General features: G+C 66.3%; 18 protein-coding genes. 13 read left to right on the forward strand and 5 right to left on the reverse strand.

Features of this window, described 5'->3' with window-relative positions:
* Position 1: 1 nt before the first annotated feature.
* The 12 genes from ACSVDO_RS11015 (at position 2) to ACSVDO_RS11070 (ending at position 13,207) form a co-directional block, all read left to right on the forward strand.
* A complete protein-coding gene (locus ACSVDO_RS11015) occupies positions 2–1,099 on the forward strand; it encodes an RCC1 domain-containing protein (RefSeq protein ID WP_489592098.1) in 1,098 nt (365 codons plus the stop codon).
* On the forward strand, positions 1,096–2,793 hold the full coding sequence (locus ACSVDO_RS11020; RefSeq protein WP_489592100.1) for a multicopper oxidase family protein: 1,698 nt from the start codon (positions 1,096–1,098) through the stop codon (positions 2,791–2,793). Before ACSVDO_RS11015 ends, ACSVDO_RS11020 begins: the two co-directional genes overlap by 4 nt.
* A complete protein-coding gene (locus ACSVDO_RS11025; protein ID WP_489592102.1) occupies positions 2,790–4,133 on the forward strand; it encodes a hypothetical protein in 1,344 nt (447 codons plus the stop codon). The genes ACSVDO_RS11020 and ACSVDO_RS11025 overlap by 4 nt, the downstream gene beginning before the upstream one ends.
* On the forward strand, positions 4,130–5,224 hold the full coding sequence (locus tag ACSVDO_RS11030) for a hypothetical protein (RefSeq protein WP_489592104.1): 1,095 nt from the start codon (positions 4,130–4,132) through the stop codon (positions 5,222–5,224). The genes ACSVDO_RS11025 and ACSVDO_RS11030 overlap by 4 nt, the downstream gene beginning before the upstream one ends.
* A 56-nt stretch (positions 5,225–5,280) precedes the next feature.
* Complete coding sequence (locus ACSVDO_RS11035) at positions 5,281–6,972, forward strand: SLC13 family permease (protein WP_489592105.1); 1,692 nt, start codon at positions 5,281–5,283, stop codon at positions 6,970–6,972.
* Positions 6,969–7,949, forward strand: a complete 981-nt coding sequence (locus ACSVDO_RS11040; protein ID WP_489592107.1) for a hypothetical protein — start codon at positions 6,969–6,971, stop codon at positions 7,947–7,949. Before ACSVDO_RS11035 ends, ACSVDO_RS11040 begins: the two co-directional genes overlap by 4 nt.
* Positions 7,950–8,023: 74 nt before the next feature.
* Positions 8,024–8,458, forward strand: a complete 435-nt coding sequence (gene gloA, locus ACSVDO_RS11045) for a lactoylglutathione lyase (RefSeq protein WP_489592108.1) — start codon at positions 8,024–8,026, stop codon at positions 8,456–8,458.
* Between the two features lie 63 nt (positions 8,459–8,521).
* Positions 8,522–9,184 (forward strand): pyridoxamine 5'-phosphate oxidase, encoded by a 663-nt coding sequence (pdxH, locus tag ACSVDO_RS11050; protein WP_332534637.1) that lies wholly within the window; start codon positions 8,522–8,524, stop codon positions 9,182–9,184.
* 375 nt (positions 9,185–9,559) lie between these two features.
* Positions 9,560–9,907 carry a DUF3649 domain-containing protein gene (locus ACSVDO_RS11055; protein WP_489592109.1) on the forward strand — a complete coding sequence of 116 codons (348 nt, stop codon included), beginning with the start codon at positions 9,560–9,562 and terminating at the stop codon, positions 9,905–9,907.
* A gap of 35 nt (positions 9,908–9,942) precedes the next feature.
* Positions 9,943–11,571, forward strand: coding sequence for a PepSY-associated TM helix domain-containing protein (locus ACSVDO_RS11060; RefSeq protein ID WP_489592111.1), 1,629 nt, complete (start codon positions 9,943–9,945; stop codon positions 11,569–11,571).
* A complete protein-coding gene (locus ACSVDO_RS11065; protein ID WP_489592112.1) occupies positions 11,568–11,903 on the forward strand; it encodes a DUF3325 domain-containing protein in 336 nt (111 codons plus the stop codon). The genes ACSVDO_RS11060 and ACSVDO_RS11065 overlap by 4 nt, the downstream gene beginning before the upstream one ends.
* 215 nt (positions 11,904–12,118) lie before the next feature.
* Positions 12,119–13,207 carry a tyrosine-type recombinase/integrase gene (locus tag ACSVDO_RS11070; protein WP_489592114.1) on the forward strand — a complete coding sequence of 363 codons (1,089 nt, stop codon included), beginning with the start codon at positions 12,119–12,121 and terminating at the stop codon, positions 13,205–13,207.
* Between the two features lie 62 nt (positions 13,208–13,269).
* Here the strand turns inward: ACSVDO_RS11070 and ACSVDO_RS11075 are convergent, their stop codons facing one another.
* The 5 genes from ACSVDO_RS11075 to msrA all read right to left on the reverse strand — a co-directional run bounded on the left by ACSVDO_RS11075 (position 13,270) and on the right by msrA (position 17,504).
* Positions 13,270–15,384: a TonB-dependent receptor domain-containing protein gene (locus ACSVDO_RS11075; RefSeq protein WP_489592116.1), complete on the reverse strand. Its 2,115-nt coding sequence runs from the start codon at positions 15,382–15,384 to the stop codon at positions 13,270–13,272.
* 143 nt (positions 15,385–15,527) lie between these two features.
* On the reverse strand, positions 15,528–15,953 hold the full coding sequence (locus tag ACSVDO_RS11080; RefSeq protein ID WP_489592117.1) for a hypothetical protein: 426 nt from the start codon (positions 15,951–15,953) through the stop codon (positions 15,528–15,530).
* 45 nt (positions 15,954–15,998) lie between these two features.
* On the reverse strand, positions 15,999–16,280 hold the full coding sequence (locus tag ACSVDO_RS11085) for a hypothetical protein (protein WP_332534647.1): 282 nt from the start codon (positions 16,278–16,280) through the stop codon (positions 15,999–16,001).
* A 48-nt stretch (positions 16,281–16,328) separates the two neighbouring features.
* Positions 16,329–16,793, reverse strand: coding sequence for a Fur family transcriptional regulator (locus ACSVDO_RS11090; protein WP_332534649.1), 465 nt, complete (start codon positions 16,791–16,793; stop codon positions 16,329–16,331).
* A gap of 144 nt (positions 16,794–16,937) precedes the next feature.
* Positions 16,938–17,504: a peptide-methionine (S)-S-oxide reductase MsrA gene (gene msrA / locus ACSVDO_RS11095; RefSeq protein ID WP_489592120.1), complete on the reverse strand. Its 567-nt coding sequence runs from the start codon at positions 17,502–17,504 to the stop codon at positions 16,938–16,940.
* A 126-nt stretch (positions 17,505–17,630) separates the two neighbouring features.
* Here msrA and ACSVDO_RS11100 point away from each other — a divergent pair, with 126 nt between their 5' ends.
* The gene (locus ACSVDO_RS11100) at positions 17,631–18,083 is read left to right on the forward strand and encodes a VOC family protein (protein WP_332549135.1); all 453 of its coding nucleotides are present in this window, start codon (positions 17,631–17,633) and stop codon (positions 18,081–18,083) included.
* The last annotated feature ends 27 nt before the right edge of the window (positions 18,084–18,110 follow it).

Consider the following 18,110-nt stretch of genomic DNA (forward strand, 5'->3'; position numbering starts at 1 on the left):
CTTGGCCACGGCTGTCCAGGATCTGGCCGCCGGCCGCGATCACAGCCTGGTGCTGAGGTCCGATGCCAGCCTGCAGGGCTGGGGCGGCGACGGCACGGGGCGGTTTCCGCCCCCGGCCGGCATATGCACGGCCCCGCCGACAGCGCAGGCTGCGGTGGTGGTGCGCGCCGCCCAGCCGCTGCAGCAGATCAGCGCGAGCGGCGGAACCAGCCTAGGGCTGGATGCCCACGGTACGGCCTATCTCTGGGGTGCGAATCGCGCCGGCATAGGCGGTGCGTTGGCGCATATCGTGCATGAGCGGCCGCAGCCGCTGCGCGGCTTGCCGGCTATTGCCCAGCTGAGCAGCGGCGAGTTCTTTGCGCTGGCGCTGGCGCGAGACGGCCGGCTGTTTGCCTGGGGCCTGGTCAATCACGCCGGCAATGTGCGCAACCGGGGACCGGCCCCCTTGGCCGGCCTGCCCGCCGTCGCCCATTGCGACGTGGGCGGTGCGCACGCGCTGGCCATCGACAGGTCGCGCCGGCTCTGGGCCTGGGGTTCCAATGCCGCGGGTCAATTGGGGCTGGGACATCTTGATGACCAGGATCAGCCCCGGCCAGTCAATCTGCCGGGCGGCGCCCTGGCCTGCGCAGCGGGCGCCAGCCACAGCCTGGCCATCGACGCCCAGGGCGCCGTATGGGGCTGGGGCAGCAACCAACATGGCCAGTTGGGCAGCCGCCAGGATGCTTATCGCGACGCACCGCTGCGCATCGCGCTGCCGGAAAAAATCACCCAGGTGGCGGCAGGCATGTACGTCTCCTATGCGCTCGGGCGTTCAGGGCGCCTTTACGCCTGGGGCTGGAATGCCCGCGGCCAGTTGGGCCAGGGAGACTTGAAGCCCCATGCCGGCATTCTTGCCGTGCAACTGCCTGCCCGGGTGCGCCAGATCGCCTCGGGTCAGGCCCATGTCCTGGCCACCGACGGCGACCAGGTCTGGGCCTGGGGCGACAACACCAGCGGGCAGCTGGGCCGCGAAGGCGGCCCCACGGGAACGCCCCAGCCCTTGCCCATTGTCAGCGCTGCCCGTTCCACTGCGACTTCCATTTCCAAGAGCAACACATGACTGCCCACCTGCCGCGCCGCGATTTCTTGAATGTCAGCTGGAAAATGGGAGTGGGGGCCATGGTGCCGCCGATTCTGCTGGCCTGCGGGGGGGGCGCTGCCGATGGTCTGCCGGCGACCAGCGAGACGTTTGTCGAGCCGCCGCGCCTGCGCGCGCGCGGTGGAGTTCTGGACTACACGCTGCGCATGGCCTATGCGGACCTGAAGATCAATGGCAAGAATGCGCATCTGCGCAGCTACAACGGCATGGTTCCCGCGCCCACGCTGCAACTGCGCGCCGGTGAGACGCTGCGTGTGAAGGTGGTGAACGACCTGCCGCCCAACCCGGACAGCGCCGAGCCTGCCGAGCACCTGCGCTACATGAACAGCGCCAATCTGCACACCCATGGACTGCATGTCTCCCCGGGCATGGTGGGTGCGGATCTTTATGGTGACTACGTGATCGACAGTTCCGAGTCCGCGGTGCAGCCGGGCCAGTCGCGCCAACATGAATACAAGATTCCCAGCGATCACCCCATAGGCACTTCCTGGTACCACCCGCATCTGCACGGCTCCACGGCCATCCAGGTGGGCAGCGGCATGGCCGGTGCGATCCTGATCACGGGAGATCTCGACGAGGTGCCCGAAATTGCCGCGGCACGCGACCGCGTCATGGTGTTCCAGGCGCCGATCTTTGACGACCAGGGCCAGCTCGAGAGCTTCTCGCAGGTCACTTCGCCCGATTCGGAACCCCCATTCCTGGTGAACGGCGTGCGCTGTCCACGCCTGGTGCTGCGGCCGGGGCAGGTCGAGCGCTGGCGCTTTGTCAACGCCGGCATCGCCAACTACCTGAACCTGACAATGGACGGCCATGATCTGCACCTGATCTCGCTAGACTCCTGCCCACGTGCGCGTGCGCAGGTCTTTTCTGCGGGCGCCGCCATGGGACTTGTCCTGGCACCGGGCAATCGCGCCGACATTCTGGTCAAGGCTGCGGCACCCGGCCGCTATGTGCTGCGCACCAAGCCTTACGACATGGGTTTTCCGAACATGCTGGCCGGCGATATCCTCGCCGAGATCGTCGTCGAGGGCGAGCCTCTGGACATGGCGCTGCCCGCAGCGGCACTGCCGGTTTCCAGCAATCTGGCGTCGATCAACGATGCCGAACTGGCGGCGCATGGCGGCTTGCGGCGCAACGTGGTGCTGCGCTCAGTCTACAACGACAGCGGCGCCCCGCTGGGACAGGCACCTGCGGCGGATGCGCTGGACTCCCCAGGCGACGAACTCTCGCAGTGGCAATACCAGACCGACGGCACTTTTTTCGCGGATACCGCCTTTACCGTGGGAACGGGCGACGGCAAGCCATCGGTCATGCCTGGCATGCCGCAGCGGTTTGCCCCGTTTCAGTCGCACCGCGCGACCCGGCAGACCGTGGCGCTGGGCAGTGTCGAAGAGTGGACGGTGCACAACATGAACGCAGTCCAGCACCCGTTCCATATTCACATCAACCCCTTCCAGGTGGTGAAAATCAATGGCAAGCCGGTCGAGCCTTACTGGGCCGACACCGTGGGCCTGCCCAAGGGCGGCACACCCGAGGCGCCGACCTCCGTGACCTTCCGCACGCGCTTCACCGATTTCACCGGTGTCTTCGTGATGCACTGCCACATCCTCGCGCATGAAGACATGGGAATGATGCAGCTTGTCGAGGTGACATGAGCGCCCCGGCCCCAGCGCACGACAGCAAAACTGCGCCCGGCGCTGCAGCACCGTTTCCCAATGCCGTCAGCCTGGCGGTTGCCGCCAGCTGCGCCCTGCTTGCCGTTGTGCTGCCGCTGAGCGGCTGGGCCAGCGCGATGCAGGCTGCGCCGTGGCTGGTTCTGGCGCTTCTTGCGGGGCTGTGGCTTGTGCCCTCGATGCCGCTGCTCTTTCCGGCGTTGCTGGCGCTGCTGCTGCTGTGCCTGTTCAACGTCGTTCCACCCGACCAATTGATCGGCGCCGCCTCGGGCAATGCCGCGCTGTGGCTGCTTGGCTCGCTGGTGCTGTCGCTGGCGGCAAAGGACAGCGGCTTGCTCGGCGCACTGGTGGCGCGCGCCGCCCAGGCGCGCACGCCAGGCCGGCGCCGCGGCGTTGCCGTGCCTGCGGTGCTGTGGCTGTCCGCGGCGCTGGCCCTGCTGCCTTCGCCGGACCAGGCCAGCCGCTGGAGCGCGAGCTTCTGCGCTGCGTCCACACTGCCGGGCCGGGCGCGCACCGAGCTGCTGCGTGCAGCGCGTTTGCTGGCACGGCTGGCCTGGCTGCCGGCCCACCCCGCCAATCTGGTTGCGATAGGTCTGCTGCCCGGCGGCGGCCTGGATCGCTTCATTGCGACCCACTGGCTGTCGCAGACCTGGCCGCTGGTGCTGCTGGCAGCCGTGCACGGCCTGAGCGCGCAATGGTGCCCGGGGCGAACTATGTCCGCGCCCGCCGAAACGCCAGCTGCATGCGCGCTGGCGCCGGCCAGCGCACAAGACCTTTTCGCGCTGCGCAGCGTGGCCGGAATATTCCTGAGCATGGTGCTGATGACAGCACTGCAGCCCTACCATGGCCTGGCGCCCGGACTGCTGGCGCTGTTTGCACTGGTGGTGCTGTTCGCTCTGCAGCTGGTTCCAGGCGGCAGGTTTCACCCCGCCATCGACTGGAACGTTCTTGTGGCCGTAGGGCTGTTGCCCGGCCTGGTGGCGGCACTGGCTGCCGACCTGCGGCTGCCGCTGCCGCCGCTGGCCTTTGCACCGCTGGCGCTGCCAGCGCTGCTGATGTTGCGTGCCGTCTTTCCCGCACTGGCGGCAACGGCGCTGGTTTTTGTGCTGCTGCTGCCCTGGGCGGCTGCCGGCAACGCCGACCTGCCGGATGCAGTGTTGCCGGTGCTGGTGGCATTGCACATTGCCGAGCTGGTGCTGGTGCGCCCCGGGGCAAACGAAGGCCCGGCGGGCCTCAAGGCATTGGCATCGGCCGTGAAGCGCCCCTCGGTCTGGATCTGGGTCCTGGCCTATTACCTCTGGCTTGGCTGGAGCACCTTGTGACCTCTTACGTTCACGCAGCACAAGGCGCGATGCCGCCATCGTCCCGGCTCCTGCGGCTCGTGGTTCTAGGCGCATTTGCCGCCCTGGCCATCAGCCTGCTATGGAATGCCGCGCGCCGGCCGGCAGTGCTGGTGGTGCATAGCCAGAGCGAGCGCATACCCTGGACCCGAGGCATAGATGCAGGAATCGATGATGTACTCCATGCGCAAAGCGGAGTGCGTCTGCAGCGCATTCATCTGAACCCACGCGACACACAGCGCATGGCCCAGCAGGTTGACGATGTGCATGGCTTCATTGCACGCTGGCAGCCGGGCGCGCTGATCGCCGTCGACGGCCTCGCACAGACGGCAGTGGGCAGACATTACGCCGGTCATGGGCGGCCTTATGTGGTCTACAGCGGCATAGAGGATGAAGAACGCTCGCTGGCGCAAAGCCTGTCCGCCAATGTGAGCGGCATCGCGGAGCGCACGCCCTGGCCCGTGGTGGAGGACATGCTGGTGAAACTGGTGCGCTCGCAGCGCATCGCGGCCGGGTTGCCGCCCGCAGCGCGATCGCTGCGCGTGGCAATGATCAACGACAACGGCGCCGCGTCGGCCGAGGAGGCCCAGGGCTTTGCGGCCCACCGCTGGACCAGAGCCACGCCCATGGGTGTCTGGCGCTGCGCGACGCCCGACCAATGGACGCAAGCCCTGGCGCATATTGCGCAGCGCGCAGATGTCGTGCTGATTGGCGATTACCGCGCCATGCCCGTGCCCGCGGGCGTGCTACCCGCCGTGTGGCGCCGCAATCTTGCCGCGCAGGCGCTGGCGCAACTGCACCAGCCACTGATGGCTTTGTCCTCCTACGCAGTGGACGACGGCATTCCGCTGGCGGTCCTGCCATCTCCCATGGAACAAGGTGCCGTGGCCGCACACCAGACGCTGCGGGCGCTGCATGCCAACATGGAACCCATGGCCCGGCATGCCCACACGGTGGACTTCGCGCTGGTGGCCAATTCCCAGGCAATGGCCGCGCGCCAACTGTCGCTGGGAGCACTGGACGGTTATTACGCGCGCCTGTCCAGCCGGGTGATTGGAGCTGGCAAGTGGTGAGAGCTGGCCTGCAGGATCACCCCTTCTGGCAAACGCTGGACCGGTCGACAAGGCGCATGCTGGTGGAAGGAGTGGTGCCGCTGCAGTGGACCAACCTGGCCGAGCTGCAAAGGCTGAGCGCAGGCGCGCTGGTGATTGGCTATGCGGGCCCTGGACAGGCACTCACCGCCAACGCTGCGGATCTGGCGCCATCGGCGCAAGCACCGGGAGAACTGCCGGATGCGCCCGGCCATGGATGGCGTATCGCCGTCGATGTGCTGGCGCCGCTGCTCGATGGCCAGGAGGCCAGCCAGCAGTATTTGCAGCAGGCCTGCGCCACGCCCTGCATTGCCATCGGCGACGCTTCAGCGCCGGGCGCGGGGGAGACGCCTTCCGACCCCTTTTCCTTGTCGGTGGCCATGGGCTGGATGATGGCCGTCGCGGCGCCGCTGGCCGCGTCGTTGCTGCTCGGCGCCTCCAGCGGCATGCCGGCCCAGCTGTCGCAATGGCTGTTTTTCCTGGCGGCGCTGGCTTCGGGTCTGTGCGTCTGGATATTCAATCTCGCACCGCCTTTTGTGGGCGCCCTGTTGGCGCTGCTGCTGATGGTGACAGGCAGCAATCTGCCACCCGAACTGGCGTTTGCAGGCCTGTCCAGCGGCAATTTCTATCTGCTGCTGGGCATGCTGGGCATCAGCGCTGCCGTCCAGCAATCGGGCCTGATCGAGCGCATGCTGGGCGCGGCACTCAGGCGGCTCGCGCATGGGCACAGAACGGTGCAGGCCAGCGTGCTGATGACGGGGGTGCTGATGTCGGTGTTCATACCGAGTACATCGGGCCGGCTGCAACTGGTGGTGCCCATGGTGCGCTCCTTTGCGCAATCCGGTCAGCGCGCGGCACTGGCGTTTGCCGCCTTGTCGGGTTGCACTCTGTTTTCCACGGCTTTCCTGATGGGCAATGCCGGCAACTTCATTGTGCTGGGCGTGCTGCCGGAGCACTGGCAACCGCATGTCAATTGGACGATGTGGTTCAAGGGCGCAGGTGTCTACGTTCTCGTGCTGGCCTTGCTGTTGGCGGCCACCGTGCTGTGGCAAAGGGCCGACGCCCCAGCCACGGCGGCACCGGTGGCGGCGCGGCGCAGGCCTTTTTCCGCGCACGAAGCGGTGGTCGCACTGGCCCTTCTATGCCTCACGCTGGGCATGGGCCTGGGCAACGTACACCATATCGAAACCGCCTGGCTGACGCTGTTTGTGTTTTTGCTGCTGGTGGCCTGCGGCGTACTTTCGCTGCAGCGACTGGCAAGCGACATCCATTGGCCCATCCTGATCTACCTGGTCTGCACCGTGGGATTCGCGCGCGGCTTTGCATTCACCGGCTTGGATGAATGGGTGGGCAGCCACCTGGGCGTTCTGACGTCGCTGATGCGCAGCGCCCAGGTCCAATTCCTGTGGCTGCTGATAGGCATCGTGCTGCTGCTGCGGCTGCTGCTTCCCACCGTGGTGTGCGTCACCACCTTGTGCGCCGTGCTGATGCCGCTGGCCGACACCTTCGGTTTGAACCCATGGGTCATAGGCTTCATTGTGCTGACCGCCAGCGAGGTGTGGTTCTTTCCCCACCAGAGTTCGGACTACCTGCTGTTTCGTGAATCCACCGGTCTGATCGCGGCCGAGAGCCGCCAGCTGCTGCGCATGAACGGATGGATCCAGGCCTGCCGCGTGCTGGCGCTGGGCCTGTCGATTCCCTACTGGCAATACCTGGGCTACGTGCAATGATGGGCCGCACGCATTGGGGTTGGTTGCTGCTGCTCATGCTGGTGGCGGCGGCGGCCGTTCTGGTGAACGCCGGCAGTCGGCGCGTTTTCATCCTGCACGAGGGACGCGCCAGCCAACCGGTGGCGCAAGCCTTCTTTGCGGCCGCAGAAGGGGTGCTGCGGCGCTCGTCGCACCTCAAGGCGCGCCACCAGTATCTGGATGTAAGACCTGAGAACTGCCGCAAGGCGCTGGTGCAACTGGCCGCTTTCAATCCCGATGTGGTGATTGCCGAGGGACTGCAGGCCCGCCGGTGCATGGCGCAGCGTGAGGCAGACAACGTACATCTGGTTGTCGATCCCGCGACGCAGATTCGCGGGCAGGGGCACAGCGCCTTTGTTGCCGCCTGGGCAGAGGTGCTGGCAGAGCTTTCCTCACCAACGGCAGCGGTGACGCTGCTGTATGGCGACGACGCCGAAGGTCGGGCGGAACGCGACCTGCTGATTGAGGCCGCAAGCCTCGCCGGGCGGAAAATCCAGTCAGTGGCGGTTGCGACGGACAGTGATCGCCCCATGATTCCAGCGGAAAGGCTTGGCACGCTGGACAATCCGGTGCTCGTCGGCCACACCGTGGGCGAAGGCGCAAGCGCCGGCAGGGATCCGGCCTTGCGTGCCGTCTTCAGTGCCCTGCAGGCAGCGACACCCCAGCCCATCTTGGCAACGCGGCTTGACCGGGTAGCCCTGGGCGCCGACATGGCGCTAGACCAGGCGCCCGAGCAGCGCGGCGAGCAGATGGCGCTGAAGGCCTTGCGCGGCCTGCCTGCCGACGTGGCGGTGCCGCCTCTTGAAATGGCCGTGGCGCTGCGCAGCGAATTTGCCGCGCGCATGGGGGCGGAGCTGCCCCCTTTCTATCTGGCCAGCGCGCGGCTTTCAGGGTTCTTGGCAACGCCTGAAAACCGTGCGGGCGCACAGCCACGGCTTGCGCCTGCCGCAGCGCGGTGAAGCGGTCTGGGGCGGTATGGCCCCACGACAGCCCGATTTCTGCAACGGCCCGCATCTGGCGGCACAATTGGCGCATGAGATTCCTACACACGATGCTGCGCGTTGGCAACCTTCAACGCTCGATTGATTTCTATACCAATGTGCTGGGCATGCAACTGCTGCGCCAGTCCGAAAACAGCGAATACAAGTACTCGCTGGCTTTTCTGGGCTTTGATGGCGGCAATCCCGGCCAGGCCGAGATCGAGCTGACCTACAACTGGGGCACGGAAAGCTATGACCTGGGCACGGCCTACGGCCATGTGGCGCTGGGCGTGGCCGATGCCTATGCGGCCTGCGAGAAGATCAAGGCTGCAGGCGGCAACGTGACGCGCGAAGCCGGTCCGGTCAAGGGCGGCAGCACGGTGATTGCTTTCGTCACGGATCCTGACGGCTACAAAATTGAGCTGATTCAGGAAAACTCCCGCGCGCATGCGGCGGGATCGAACGCCGATCCTCTGCGCGCGGCCTGAACGCGCACAGCCTCGCGGCTGTGCAGAACAAGCGCGCCGCTGGCTCCAGGCACGCATGCCGCCATGCACAATGGTGGCATGAGCCAAATTTCCTCCTCCATTGCCGATCTGCGCAAAAGCTACGAGCGCGCGGAACTCAGCGAAGACGCTTCGCACGCCAATCCCATGCAGCAGTTCGACCAGTGGCTGCAGGAAGCGGTGAATGCCCAGGTGCCAGAGCCCAACGCCATGACGCTGGCCACCGTGGGCGCCGACCAGCGGCCGAGCACGCGCATCGTGCTGATCAAGGGCTATGACGAGCGCGGCATTGTCTGGTACACCAACTACGACAGCCGCAAGGGCCGTGAACTCGCGGGCAATCCGTTTGCCGCGCTGCAGTTCCACTGGGTCGATCTCGAGCGCGTGGTGCGCATCGAAGGCCGGGTGGAAAAAGTCAGCGCCGAGGAAAGCGACGCCTACTTCCAGAGCCGTCCGCTGGATTCGCGCATAGGCGCCTGGGCCAGCCCGCAAAGCCAGGTCATTTCCGGACGCAGCGTGCTGGTGGCCAATGCGGCGCGCTATGGCGCGCAATTTCTGCTGTCGCCGCCGCGGCCGCCGCACTGGGGTGGTTTCCGACTGGTGCCCGAGCGTTTTGAATTCTGGCAGGGGCGCAAGAGCCGGCTGCATGACCGCCTGCGCTACCGCCTGGACAACGGGCAATGGACGCGCGAACGCCTCGCGCCCTGAACTGCAATGGGCAGAAAACCGCCCTCTTCCTGGTCAGCCATGCGCGAAGCGCATGGCACTTTTTTCTCTCAACTCCCTCGCTTTTTCTTTCAATTCATTCTCAACCAATTCATGTAAGTTACATTCAATGAGATCGGGCAACGGTTGCCATGTGATTCGTCTGCCAGCGCGGCAAGGCTCGCGGCGGCAACGCCTCAGGCATTCCCGGTAAAGTTCCCCAACTTTACCTGCCGTTAGAAAAACAGCCGGCAGAAAGCACTATATTGAGTCCCATTCGCATTTGATGGCCAATATGACTGCTTTCCTCCTCCAGGGCTTGGGCAAAACTGCGCTCAGCTGCCCTCTGTTCCATTTCAACGCTTGCGCGCGCCGGCAATGAGCGATATCGCCTCCCGAACTGCGCCCGGCGGCCCGCCTCGTAAATTGCCGGCATCCATGGGCCGCTACCGCCTTGCCGTTGCTTCGCGCGCGCTGGCGGCGATCGGCGGCGGCTACGCCCTGGCCTGCGCCACTGCGGCCGGTGTCGGCCTGACATTGGCACGCGCCGGCAGCAGCGGCGTCGATGCCGTGATGTGGGCCACGATGCTCGCGTTCATCGCCCATGCCCTCGCCGCGCTCTGGTCCTTTGGCTGTGCCAACGCCTGGCGTGCCTGGCTGGGCATCGCCGTACCGGCAGCATTGCTCGGCGCGCTGACCTTTGTCCTGCGGGGAGCTGGCGCATGAGGCCCGATGGCAAACCCGAGGGACTGCGCCAGTCCATGTCGTGGCTGCACACCTGGAGCGGCCTGCTGCTGGGCTGGCTGCTCTATGCGGTGTTCTTCACGGGCACGCTGAGCTACTTCCTCGACGAGATCACCGACTGGATGCGGCCCGAACTGCACCAGTCGATTCCCGGCCCGCAGACCGCGGCGCTGGCACTAGCGACAATGCAAAAGCTCGCGCCCGATGCGACCAGCTGGACCATCAACCTGCCCGGCGAGCGCCAGACCGCGGTCGAGGCCAACTTCCGCCAGCCAGGCGCGGCCGCGGGCCGGGCCGGCAACCAGCGCGTGCAGCTCGATGCGGGCACGGGCGAGGTGCTGCAACCGCGAGAAACGCGCGGCGGCAGCTTTCTCTACCGCTTTCATTTCGAGCTGTACGCCATGCCGCGCGTCTGGGGGCGCTGGATCGTCGGCATCGCCACCATGTTCATGTTCGTTGCCATCATCAGCGGCGTGATCACGCACAAGAAGATCTTCACCGAGTTCTTCACCTTCCGGCCGCACAAGGGCCAGCGCTCGTGGCTGGACGCGCACAACGCCACCGCCGTGCTGGCCTTGCCGTTCCACATCATCATCACGTTCAGCGGCCTGCTGCTGCTGATGTTCATGCTTATGCCCTGGGGCATAGACGCGGTCTACAACGGCGATACGCAGAAATACTTCGCGGAAAGCCGGGGCCGGCCCGCGGCTGCAGCGGGTGCATCGGGGGAACGTGGTGGCGCGGGCCGCGCCGGCCGAGCCCAGTCCGCCGAGCCCGCGCAGCTCACAGCCATCGCCCCGCTGATGGCCGCGGCCCAGGCGCGCTGGCCGGACCGGGGCGTGGGCACCATTGTCGTGCAGCGGCCCGGTACGCCGCAGGCAACCATCGAGCTGCGCGAACAAGGCGCGCGCGCCCTGGTGCGCGGCGGTGGCGAGCGGCTGCTGTTCAACGGCGTGACGGGCGCGCCGCAAACGCCTCCCGAAGCGCGCGCCACGTCTTCCGCGCAGGCGGTCTCGGGGGCGATGATGGGCATCCATCTGGGACGCTTTGCCGATCCCGCGCTGCGCTGGCTGCTGTTCCTGTCCGGCGTGATAGGCACCGTGATGGCAGGCTCCGGCATGGTGCTTTGGGTCGTCAAGCGGCTGCCCGAACGCCGCAAGCTGGGCCGCACGCCGCGCGGCCACCGGCTGGTCGAAGTGCTCAATATCGCCGCGATCGCGGGTCTGTCGGTCGCGACAGCCGGCTATTTCTGGGCCAACCGGCTGCTTCCCGTGGACATCGCCCAGCGTGCCGACATGGAAATCCGCAGCTTCTTTGTCGTCTGGGGCCTGTGCCTGCTGCATGCCATGCTGCGCCCCCATCGGCGCGCCTGGCTCGAACAGCTGTGGCTTGCGGCCATCGCTTTTGCCGCACTGCCGCTGCTGAACGCCGCGACCGGCGGCGCGGCGCTTCCCGCTGCCATGCTGCACGGCCAATGGAGCGTTGCGGGCTTCGACCTGGTCGCGCTCGCACTGGGCGTGCTGCACGGTTTCGCGGCCTGGAAGCTGGGTGCATCGGGCGCCATCGCCCTGCCCCAGCGCGCGGCCAGCGGCGCCGGCATGCGGATTCCGCGCCCCGTGGCGCAGTCACCGGAGAAACAACAATGAGTGCCTGGATTGCGGGGGCCTTGGCCCTGCCGGCCTTCACTGCGCTGAGCCTGGCCATGGAGCGCCACCAGGACCAGGTCTTTGGCCGTGCGCTTTCGGTCAACACCACGGTCGCCTGGCGCCTGACCGGTATTGCCTTGCTGGGTTTGTCACTGGCGAGCTGCCTGGCCGCGGGCTGGAGCGGCGCGGTCGCTGTCACGGCCTGGGTCGGAGTGCTGACCTTGGGCGCAATGGTGACGGGTTGGACGCTGGCCTATGTTCCGCGCCATCTGCTGCGCCTGGCCGGCGTCAGCCTGGCTGCGGCCGCGCTGGGCTTCGTCTTCAGCAGCTAGCACCCTGGCGCGCCGACGCCGGCGCGCAAGGCCAGGACACCGGCACGCGGAGTCGGCCCGGCTTGCGCTTTCGCCCATCACGCGCCGAAGTGCATGTGACCTGCGGCCGCTTGGGGCCCGAAAATGCCCTGCCCCGCTTGATTTGCCATGTCTAGTACATGGCATTTTTTTGCCTACGTCTTGGCCAGCCATCACATGTAAGTTACATTGAAGCAATGATGAACGCCAAGGAAAAACAACAATCGACGGCTGCGCCCCCATCCCCCTCTTCGCCGCCGCCCGATGCGACGGTCGTCTTTGTGCATTGGCAACAGGCCGAATGGGGCCGCGAGGTGGATGCCGCCCAGCCAGCCTATGCACAGTTACCGGCCACCGGCTATGCGCTGGTATGGAATGCCTGGGTTCTTCAGTTGCAGGGCCAGACGCCCGCCTCTTCCAGGAAGCCGCGCGACGCCCGTGCCGCGCCCAAGGCCTGGCACGCGGCCACGGCCGAAGATGTCGCGCACTTTCTGCAGATACGCCCCGGCCAGCGCGCCCACCATCAGCCCGGAAGGCAGATCAGCGAAATCACGCGCCGGCGCTATTGGCGCCTGCTCGATCGCATCTATGCGCATGCGCTGGAGCAAGGCTGGGTTACATACAACCCGGTGCAGGCGGTTCATCCCGTAGAACGCCCTGCCCCCGAGCAGCCCACGGGCCATGTGCTGCCGTCTGCACTGTGGAAAGCCCTGCCCCGCCATTTCCCGGGCAGCGACGATCTGCAAGGCGCGCGTGACCGGGCCGTGTTGCGTCTGCTGTACGACATGGCGCTCGCGCCCGAAGAAGTACGGCTGTTGACGCTGGGGTCGCTGCGCAATGCGCGCCAGGCCGCGATGGCCGCCGATGAGAAGCCGTCTTTCATCCAGATAGAAGGAACGCGCGCCGCGCAGCACCGCTGCCTGGCCCTGCCTGCGACCACGCAGGCCGCGTTGAGCGCCTGGCTCGCGTTCAGGCACAACAGCGGCACGCCCGCGCAGCAGGCCGCGCCGCTGTTCGAGTCGCGCAAAGGCGGGCCGCTGACCATTCGCGCGCTGTTCCATATCGCGTCCAAGACGATTGCACTCGCCAGGCAGGCGAGCCCGGATCGCGCCCTGCCCCTGGCCCGCATGGGCCCGCAGGTGCTGCGCAACACCGCCATCGTGCACTGGCTGCATGCGGGTGCCGCACCGTCGGAAGTGGTACGGCGCATAGGCGTGGAGGATGTGCGCGCCCTCGCCCATCTGCAGCAATGCGTAGACGCGCTGCAAGCCATCAGGCTGTCGTAAGTGCCTTTTTTGCGTAACTGTACAAACGTACAGTTACGACAAAACCGGCACTTTCGCGCACCTTAGAAGTCCATTTTCACGCCCACGGTGATGTTGCGCCCCATCAGCGGCGCTGCCGACTTGATGAACGAAGTGTGGGCATAGCCCAGGCGATCGGTCAGGTTGCGACCCTTGACATAGATCTGCCAGGGCGTGCCGCCCGCGGTGCGCATTTGATAGCTGGCCGACAGATTCAGCATGCCGTAGCCGGCGGTCGTGCTTTCGAATTCCGCGACGCGGTTCTGCTTGCCCACCTGCACCCATTCCGCCATGCCTTGCCAGCCGTTCCAGCGTGCGTCCAGGCGCAGGCCCACGCGTGCCGAAGGAATGCGCGGCAAGGTGCCGCCCGCGTCGAGACGCGCGCGCACCGTGTCGCCGAACAGCGTCACGCCCCAATGACTGCCCAGGCGCTGGCGCACCTGGCCTTCGAGCCCGGTGAAGCGCGCGTTGGCCTGGCTGTACTGCAGCAGCTGCAGGCCGTCGTGCTCGTCGAGCGTGCGGCCGTAGATGTAGTTATTCACGCGGTGCTGGAACGCGCTGACGCTGAACGTCGTCGCTCCCGCGGTCTTGCGCAGCGACAGGTCCCAGGCCTTTGACTTCTCGCGCTGCAGGTCGGCGTTGCCGCGCTCATAGGTCGATGTCGCCATGTGCAGACCCTGGGCATAGAGTTCCTCCACGGTGGGCAGGCGGCTCGAATGGGTCAGCGAGGTCGCGAGCTGGTAGCCCGGCACGAATTGCCAGACCGCGCCCAGCGACGCCGAGGTGCCGCTGTGCTTGCGCTCCAGGCCCGAAGTCAGCGCTTCGGCGGTCTGGCGTTCGTGGCGCAGCGCGCCTTCGAAACGCCAGTCCTGCCAGCGGTACTCCTCAAGCAGGAACAGGCTGTTGCGCCGCGTCTCGGTAGGCTGCACATAGGCTTCCTCGCCGATGGCGCTGAACTTGCGGTTGGTGGTCTGCATGCCGAGCACGCCGCGCAGCCCGCCAATGGGCTGATGCTCGATCTCGACGCGCGCATCATGCGCCTTGTTCTTGAACGTCGTGGCAATCGCGCCCTCCTCGATCTCGTCGTGGCGATAGTCGGTGACGCCCGCACGGAAACGCACGGCGGCCACGCCCGCGAAAGGCTGACGCAGTTCGCCGCGCATGTCCAGGCGCTCGCTGACCATGTCGACCACGGGCACCTCATGTTCATGGGCGTGCTCATGGTCGTGGTCATCGTGGTCATGGCCGTCGTGGCTGCCGCAATGCAGATGATCGCCATGGGTATGGCAGCCTTCGAAGTCATGGCTGTGGCCCGGCAGGCCGTAGCGCGATGTCTGGCGCGTATAGGCCGCGCCCAGATAGCCCTGTGTGCCTATCCACGACAGCCCCAGGCTGCCGGTATCGCCGCGGCTGAAGCTGCCGCCCACGCGCTTGCCTTCGGCCCAGCCGCTGCCCACGCGGTAGTCATCGGCGTCGCGCGTGAGGCCTTCGACATGCACCGCGACCTGGCCTGCGCCGCCGGTCAACGAAAACGCCCCGGCCTTCTCCTTGGCACCGCTGCCGTAGCGCAGCTCGGCGCTGCCTTCGTAGCCCTTTTCGGGAATCCTGGTGGGAATCTTGTTGTCGAGGATGTTGACCACGCCGCCCATCGCACCGCCGCCGTGAATCAGCGCCGAAGGGCCGCGCAGCACTTCGACCTGCGTGGCGAGCATGGGCTCCATCGCGACCGCATGGTCGGGGCTGATCGACGAGGCATCGTGCAGCTCGGCGCCGTCGCTGAGGATCTTGACGCGCGGACCGTCCATGCCGCGGATGATGGGGCGGCTCGCGCCCGCGCCGAAATGGCTCGAGTGGATGCCGGGCTCGCCGCCGAGCGTCTCGCCCAGCGTGGCTTCGCGACGCAGCACCAGTTCCTGGCCTTCGAGCACGCTCGCCGGCGTGGTCATCTCGCTGCCCGACTGGCCCAGGCCGCCGGCCGAGACAGTGACTTCGGACAAGGCAGCTTCGGCCGCAGCCGGCGCCACGGTCTGCGCCGAAGCCAGGCCGGAGAAGGCCCAGGCGGCCAGCGCGGCGCAGGCAATGGCGACCTGCGTGGGGCGCTGTACCGGGGAAACGGCGGGCGCGGAAAACTCAGCCCGGAGGGATTGGATGCGGTGCATGGGAACGCTTTCTAAACAGGCAAGGCGGCGCGCCGGTGCAAGGCAATACACCGGGAGAACGCGCAGCGCCAGCGCAGACCTGAGGCCTGCGCAAAATTCGGGGAAACAGGGAGTGCGGCGCCGGGAAACCGGCACCGGAAAGATCAGGCGTCGGCAGGCGGCGCGCGCGGATCGAAGAAAGCGGCCGAACCGGCGGATGCGGTTCGCCCCTCCACATGGCGTGGAGGTTCCTGGAGCAGGGCCGCAGGCAGGGCCTGGGCAAGCACGGGCGGGCTGGCCCAGGCATTGAGCTGGTCGTGCAGCTGGCAGTCGCTATGGCTGTGGCCGAAAAACAGCGCCAGCAGCCAGGGGTAGCCGTCGCCTTGGCGCGCGCCATCTTGCACCGCCGCGCCGGCCTGCGAATGCGCATGCACAAGGCCCGGCGTGGCCGTTCCCTGCCACGCGGGCGGATGCAGCACCTGGTGGATGCGCCCCAGCGCGGGCGCGAGCAGCATCGCCAGCACCAGCCACCACAGCAGGCGCGCGGGCGCACCGTAGCTCTGGCGGGCAGCTGGGCGAGGGTTCAGCATGGAGAAGATGACAATGAAGCGGACGCGAAAATCAGTTCACGCAGCTCAATGCGCGTGGCGCATGCCGCAGTACTTGCCTATGGCCAGGCCCTTGCAGGCCTGCAGCAATTCCTTCTGGCAGACCGCATGCGCCTTGCCCGAGGCCAGGCACTGGGCCGCAGCCTGGTGCGCGGCCGCCATCGCCTGGTGGCGCTCGATGTCGACCTTCAACTCCTGGGACGTGTGCTTGTCCTTGTCCTTGCTGTCGTGGTCATGGGCCTGGGCCACGGGCAGCACCGACAGGCTCAGGGCGGCAAACAACAGGGCGGCGCGACGCAGGACGTTCATGGCAGATCTTTCAGGTGGCAAGAGTAGGAAATCGGAAATGGGGGCGCATCAGGACGCCGCGGCATCGGTAGTCTGTACACAGCCGGCGCAGCGGCCGCGCACGGCCAGGTCCAGGCGCAGCTCTTCGTGGCCCGCGGCCTGCAGTTCCTGGCGCAGCGCGCGCAAGGCGGTCTGCAGCCGCGCCTGGTGGCCCGCGAGCCGGAACTGCTGATGGCAGCCGTCGCATTCGAAGCGTGGCTGCTGCGCCGCGCCTTCCGCACCGCACGGCATGTAGCGCGCAATCCGGTCCGCATCGACGCTGCGCTGCAGCAGCCCGGCCGCATGCAGCTTGTTGAGCAGTCGATAGACCGTCACGCGGTTGACGGCGATGCCCTGGGCCTGCAGGCTGCGCTCCACATCGGCTTCGCTGACCACGGCATCAGGCCGCGCGGCAAACAGCGCCAGCACGGCCTGGCTGGCGCGCGTGGAGCGCATTCCGGCAGGCAGCGGCAGGGGAGCATTGGCGATGGGCATGGGGCGCAGGGATGAATTCAAAAAACACGGTCGCCATGCGCGCTGAAACCAGGCGCTAACGCAACCGCGTTGCATTATGCCCAGTTTTTGCCCAATTTTTTACAAATATCCCACGGGTGCACGCCCGCGCGGCTCATGGCGCCTTCAGGCGCCCGGCTTCATCCACTGCGAGAAGCTCTTGCGGAACTTCTGCACCTTGGGGCTCACGACAAAAGCACAGTAGCCCTGCTCAGGGTGCTGGCGGAAATAATCCTGGTGGTAGTCCTCGGCCGGCCAGTAGCTTTGCAGCGGCAGCACTTCGGTCACGATGGGACCACCGGCCTCGGGCGCCAGCTCGGCAATCACCTCGCGCGCCACTTCGGCCTGGAGGGCATCGCCGTAATAGATGCCGCTGCGGTATTGCGTGCCCACATCGTTGCCCTGGCGATTGAGCGTGGTCGGGTCGTGCGTGGCAAAGAAGATCTCGAGCAGCTGGCGCAGACCGATGATCTGCGGATCGAACACCAGGCGCACGACTTCGGCGTGGCCGGTCGTGCCTTCGCAGATCTGCTCATAGCTGGGGTTGTCGACATGGCCGTTGGCATAGCCGCTTTGCACGTCCATCACGCCGCGCACGCGATCGAACACGGCTTCGGTGCACCAGAAGCAGCCGCCCGCGAGGTAAATCGTTTCCAGCTGGCTGTCTTGTTGACTTTGAGGAGTTTTTTCCATGGCGGATAGGTCCTGAGATGGGATGGAAAGGCAGGCCGAGTTTAGGGTACGTCGCAGCAATCCCATACGCTCGATCCAGATGACAATTCATCATATGGATGCCACACCGCCAGATTGAAAGCCCTCATGGATCTCAAGTTCAGTCACATCGACGTGCTGGTCAACGACCTTGAAGCGGCGTGCCGCTACTACGCCCGCCTCTTTTGCGCCGAAATCTCCAGAATCCAGGCCTGGGATCGTGGCGGTCTGCGGGTGCGCTATGCGATGGTGCGGTTTGGCCAGGAACGCTTCATTCTGGTCCAACCCCTTCAAGGCAACCTCAAGGACCTGCTGGACAGCCACGGCGAAGGCACGATCTACCGCCACTGCTATACAACGCCGAACATAGAAGCCGCCTACGATGCATTCGTCGCCCAGGGCGTGCAACCCGAAGACGAGAACGGCAACGCTTTGGCAAAGACCAGCCTCGAGTCCCCCAGCGGCACACGCATTCTCTGGTTGCCCAAAAGATTCGGCAGCTTCTCCATCGAGTTGCTGGAAGAAAGTGAGCTGAACAAGTTCATTCAGGACATTTTCTGACCAGCACAACAAGAAGGCGCGCAAGCA

The organism is Comamonas sp. DB36 (assembly GCF_057914905.1).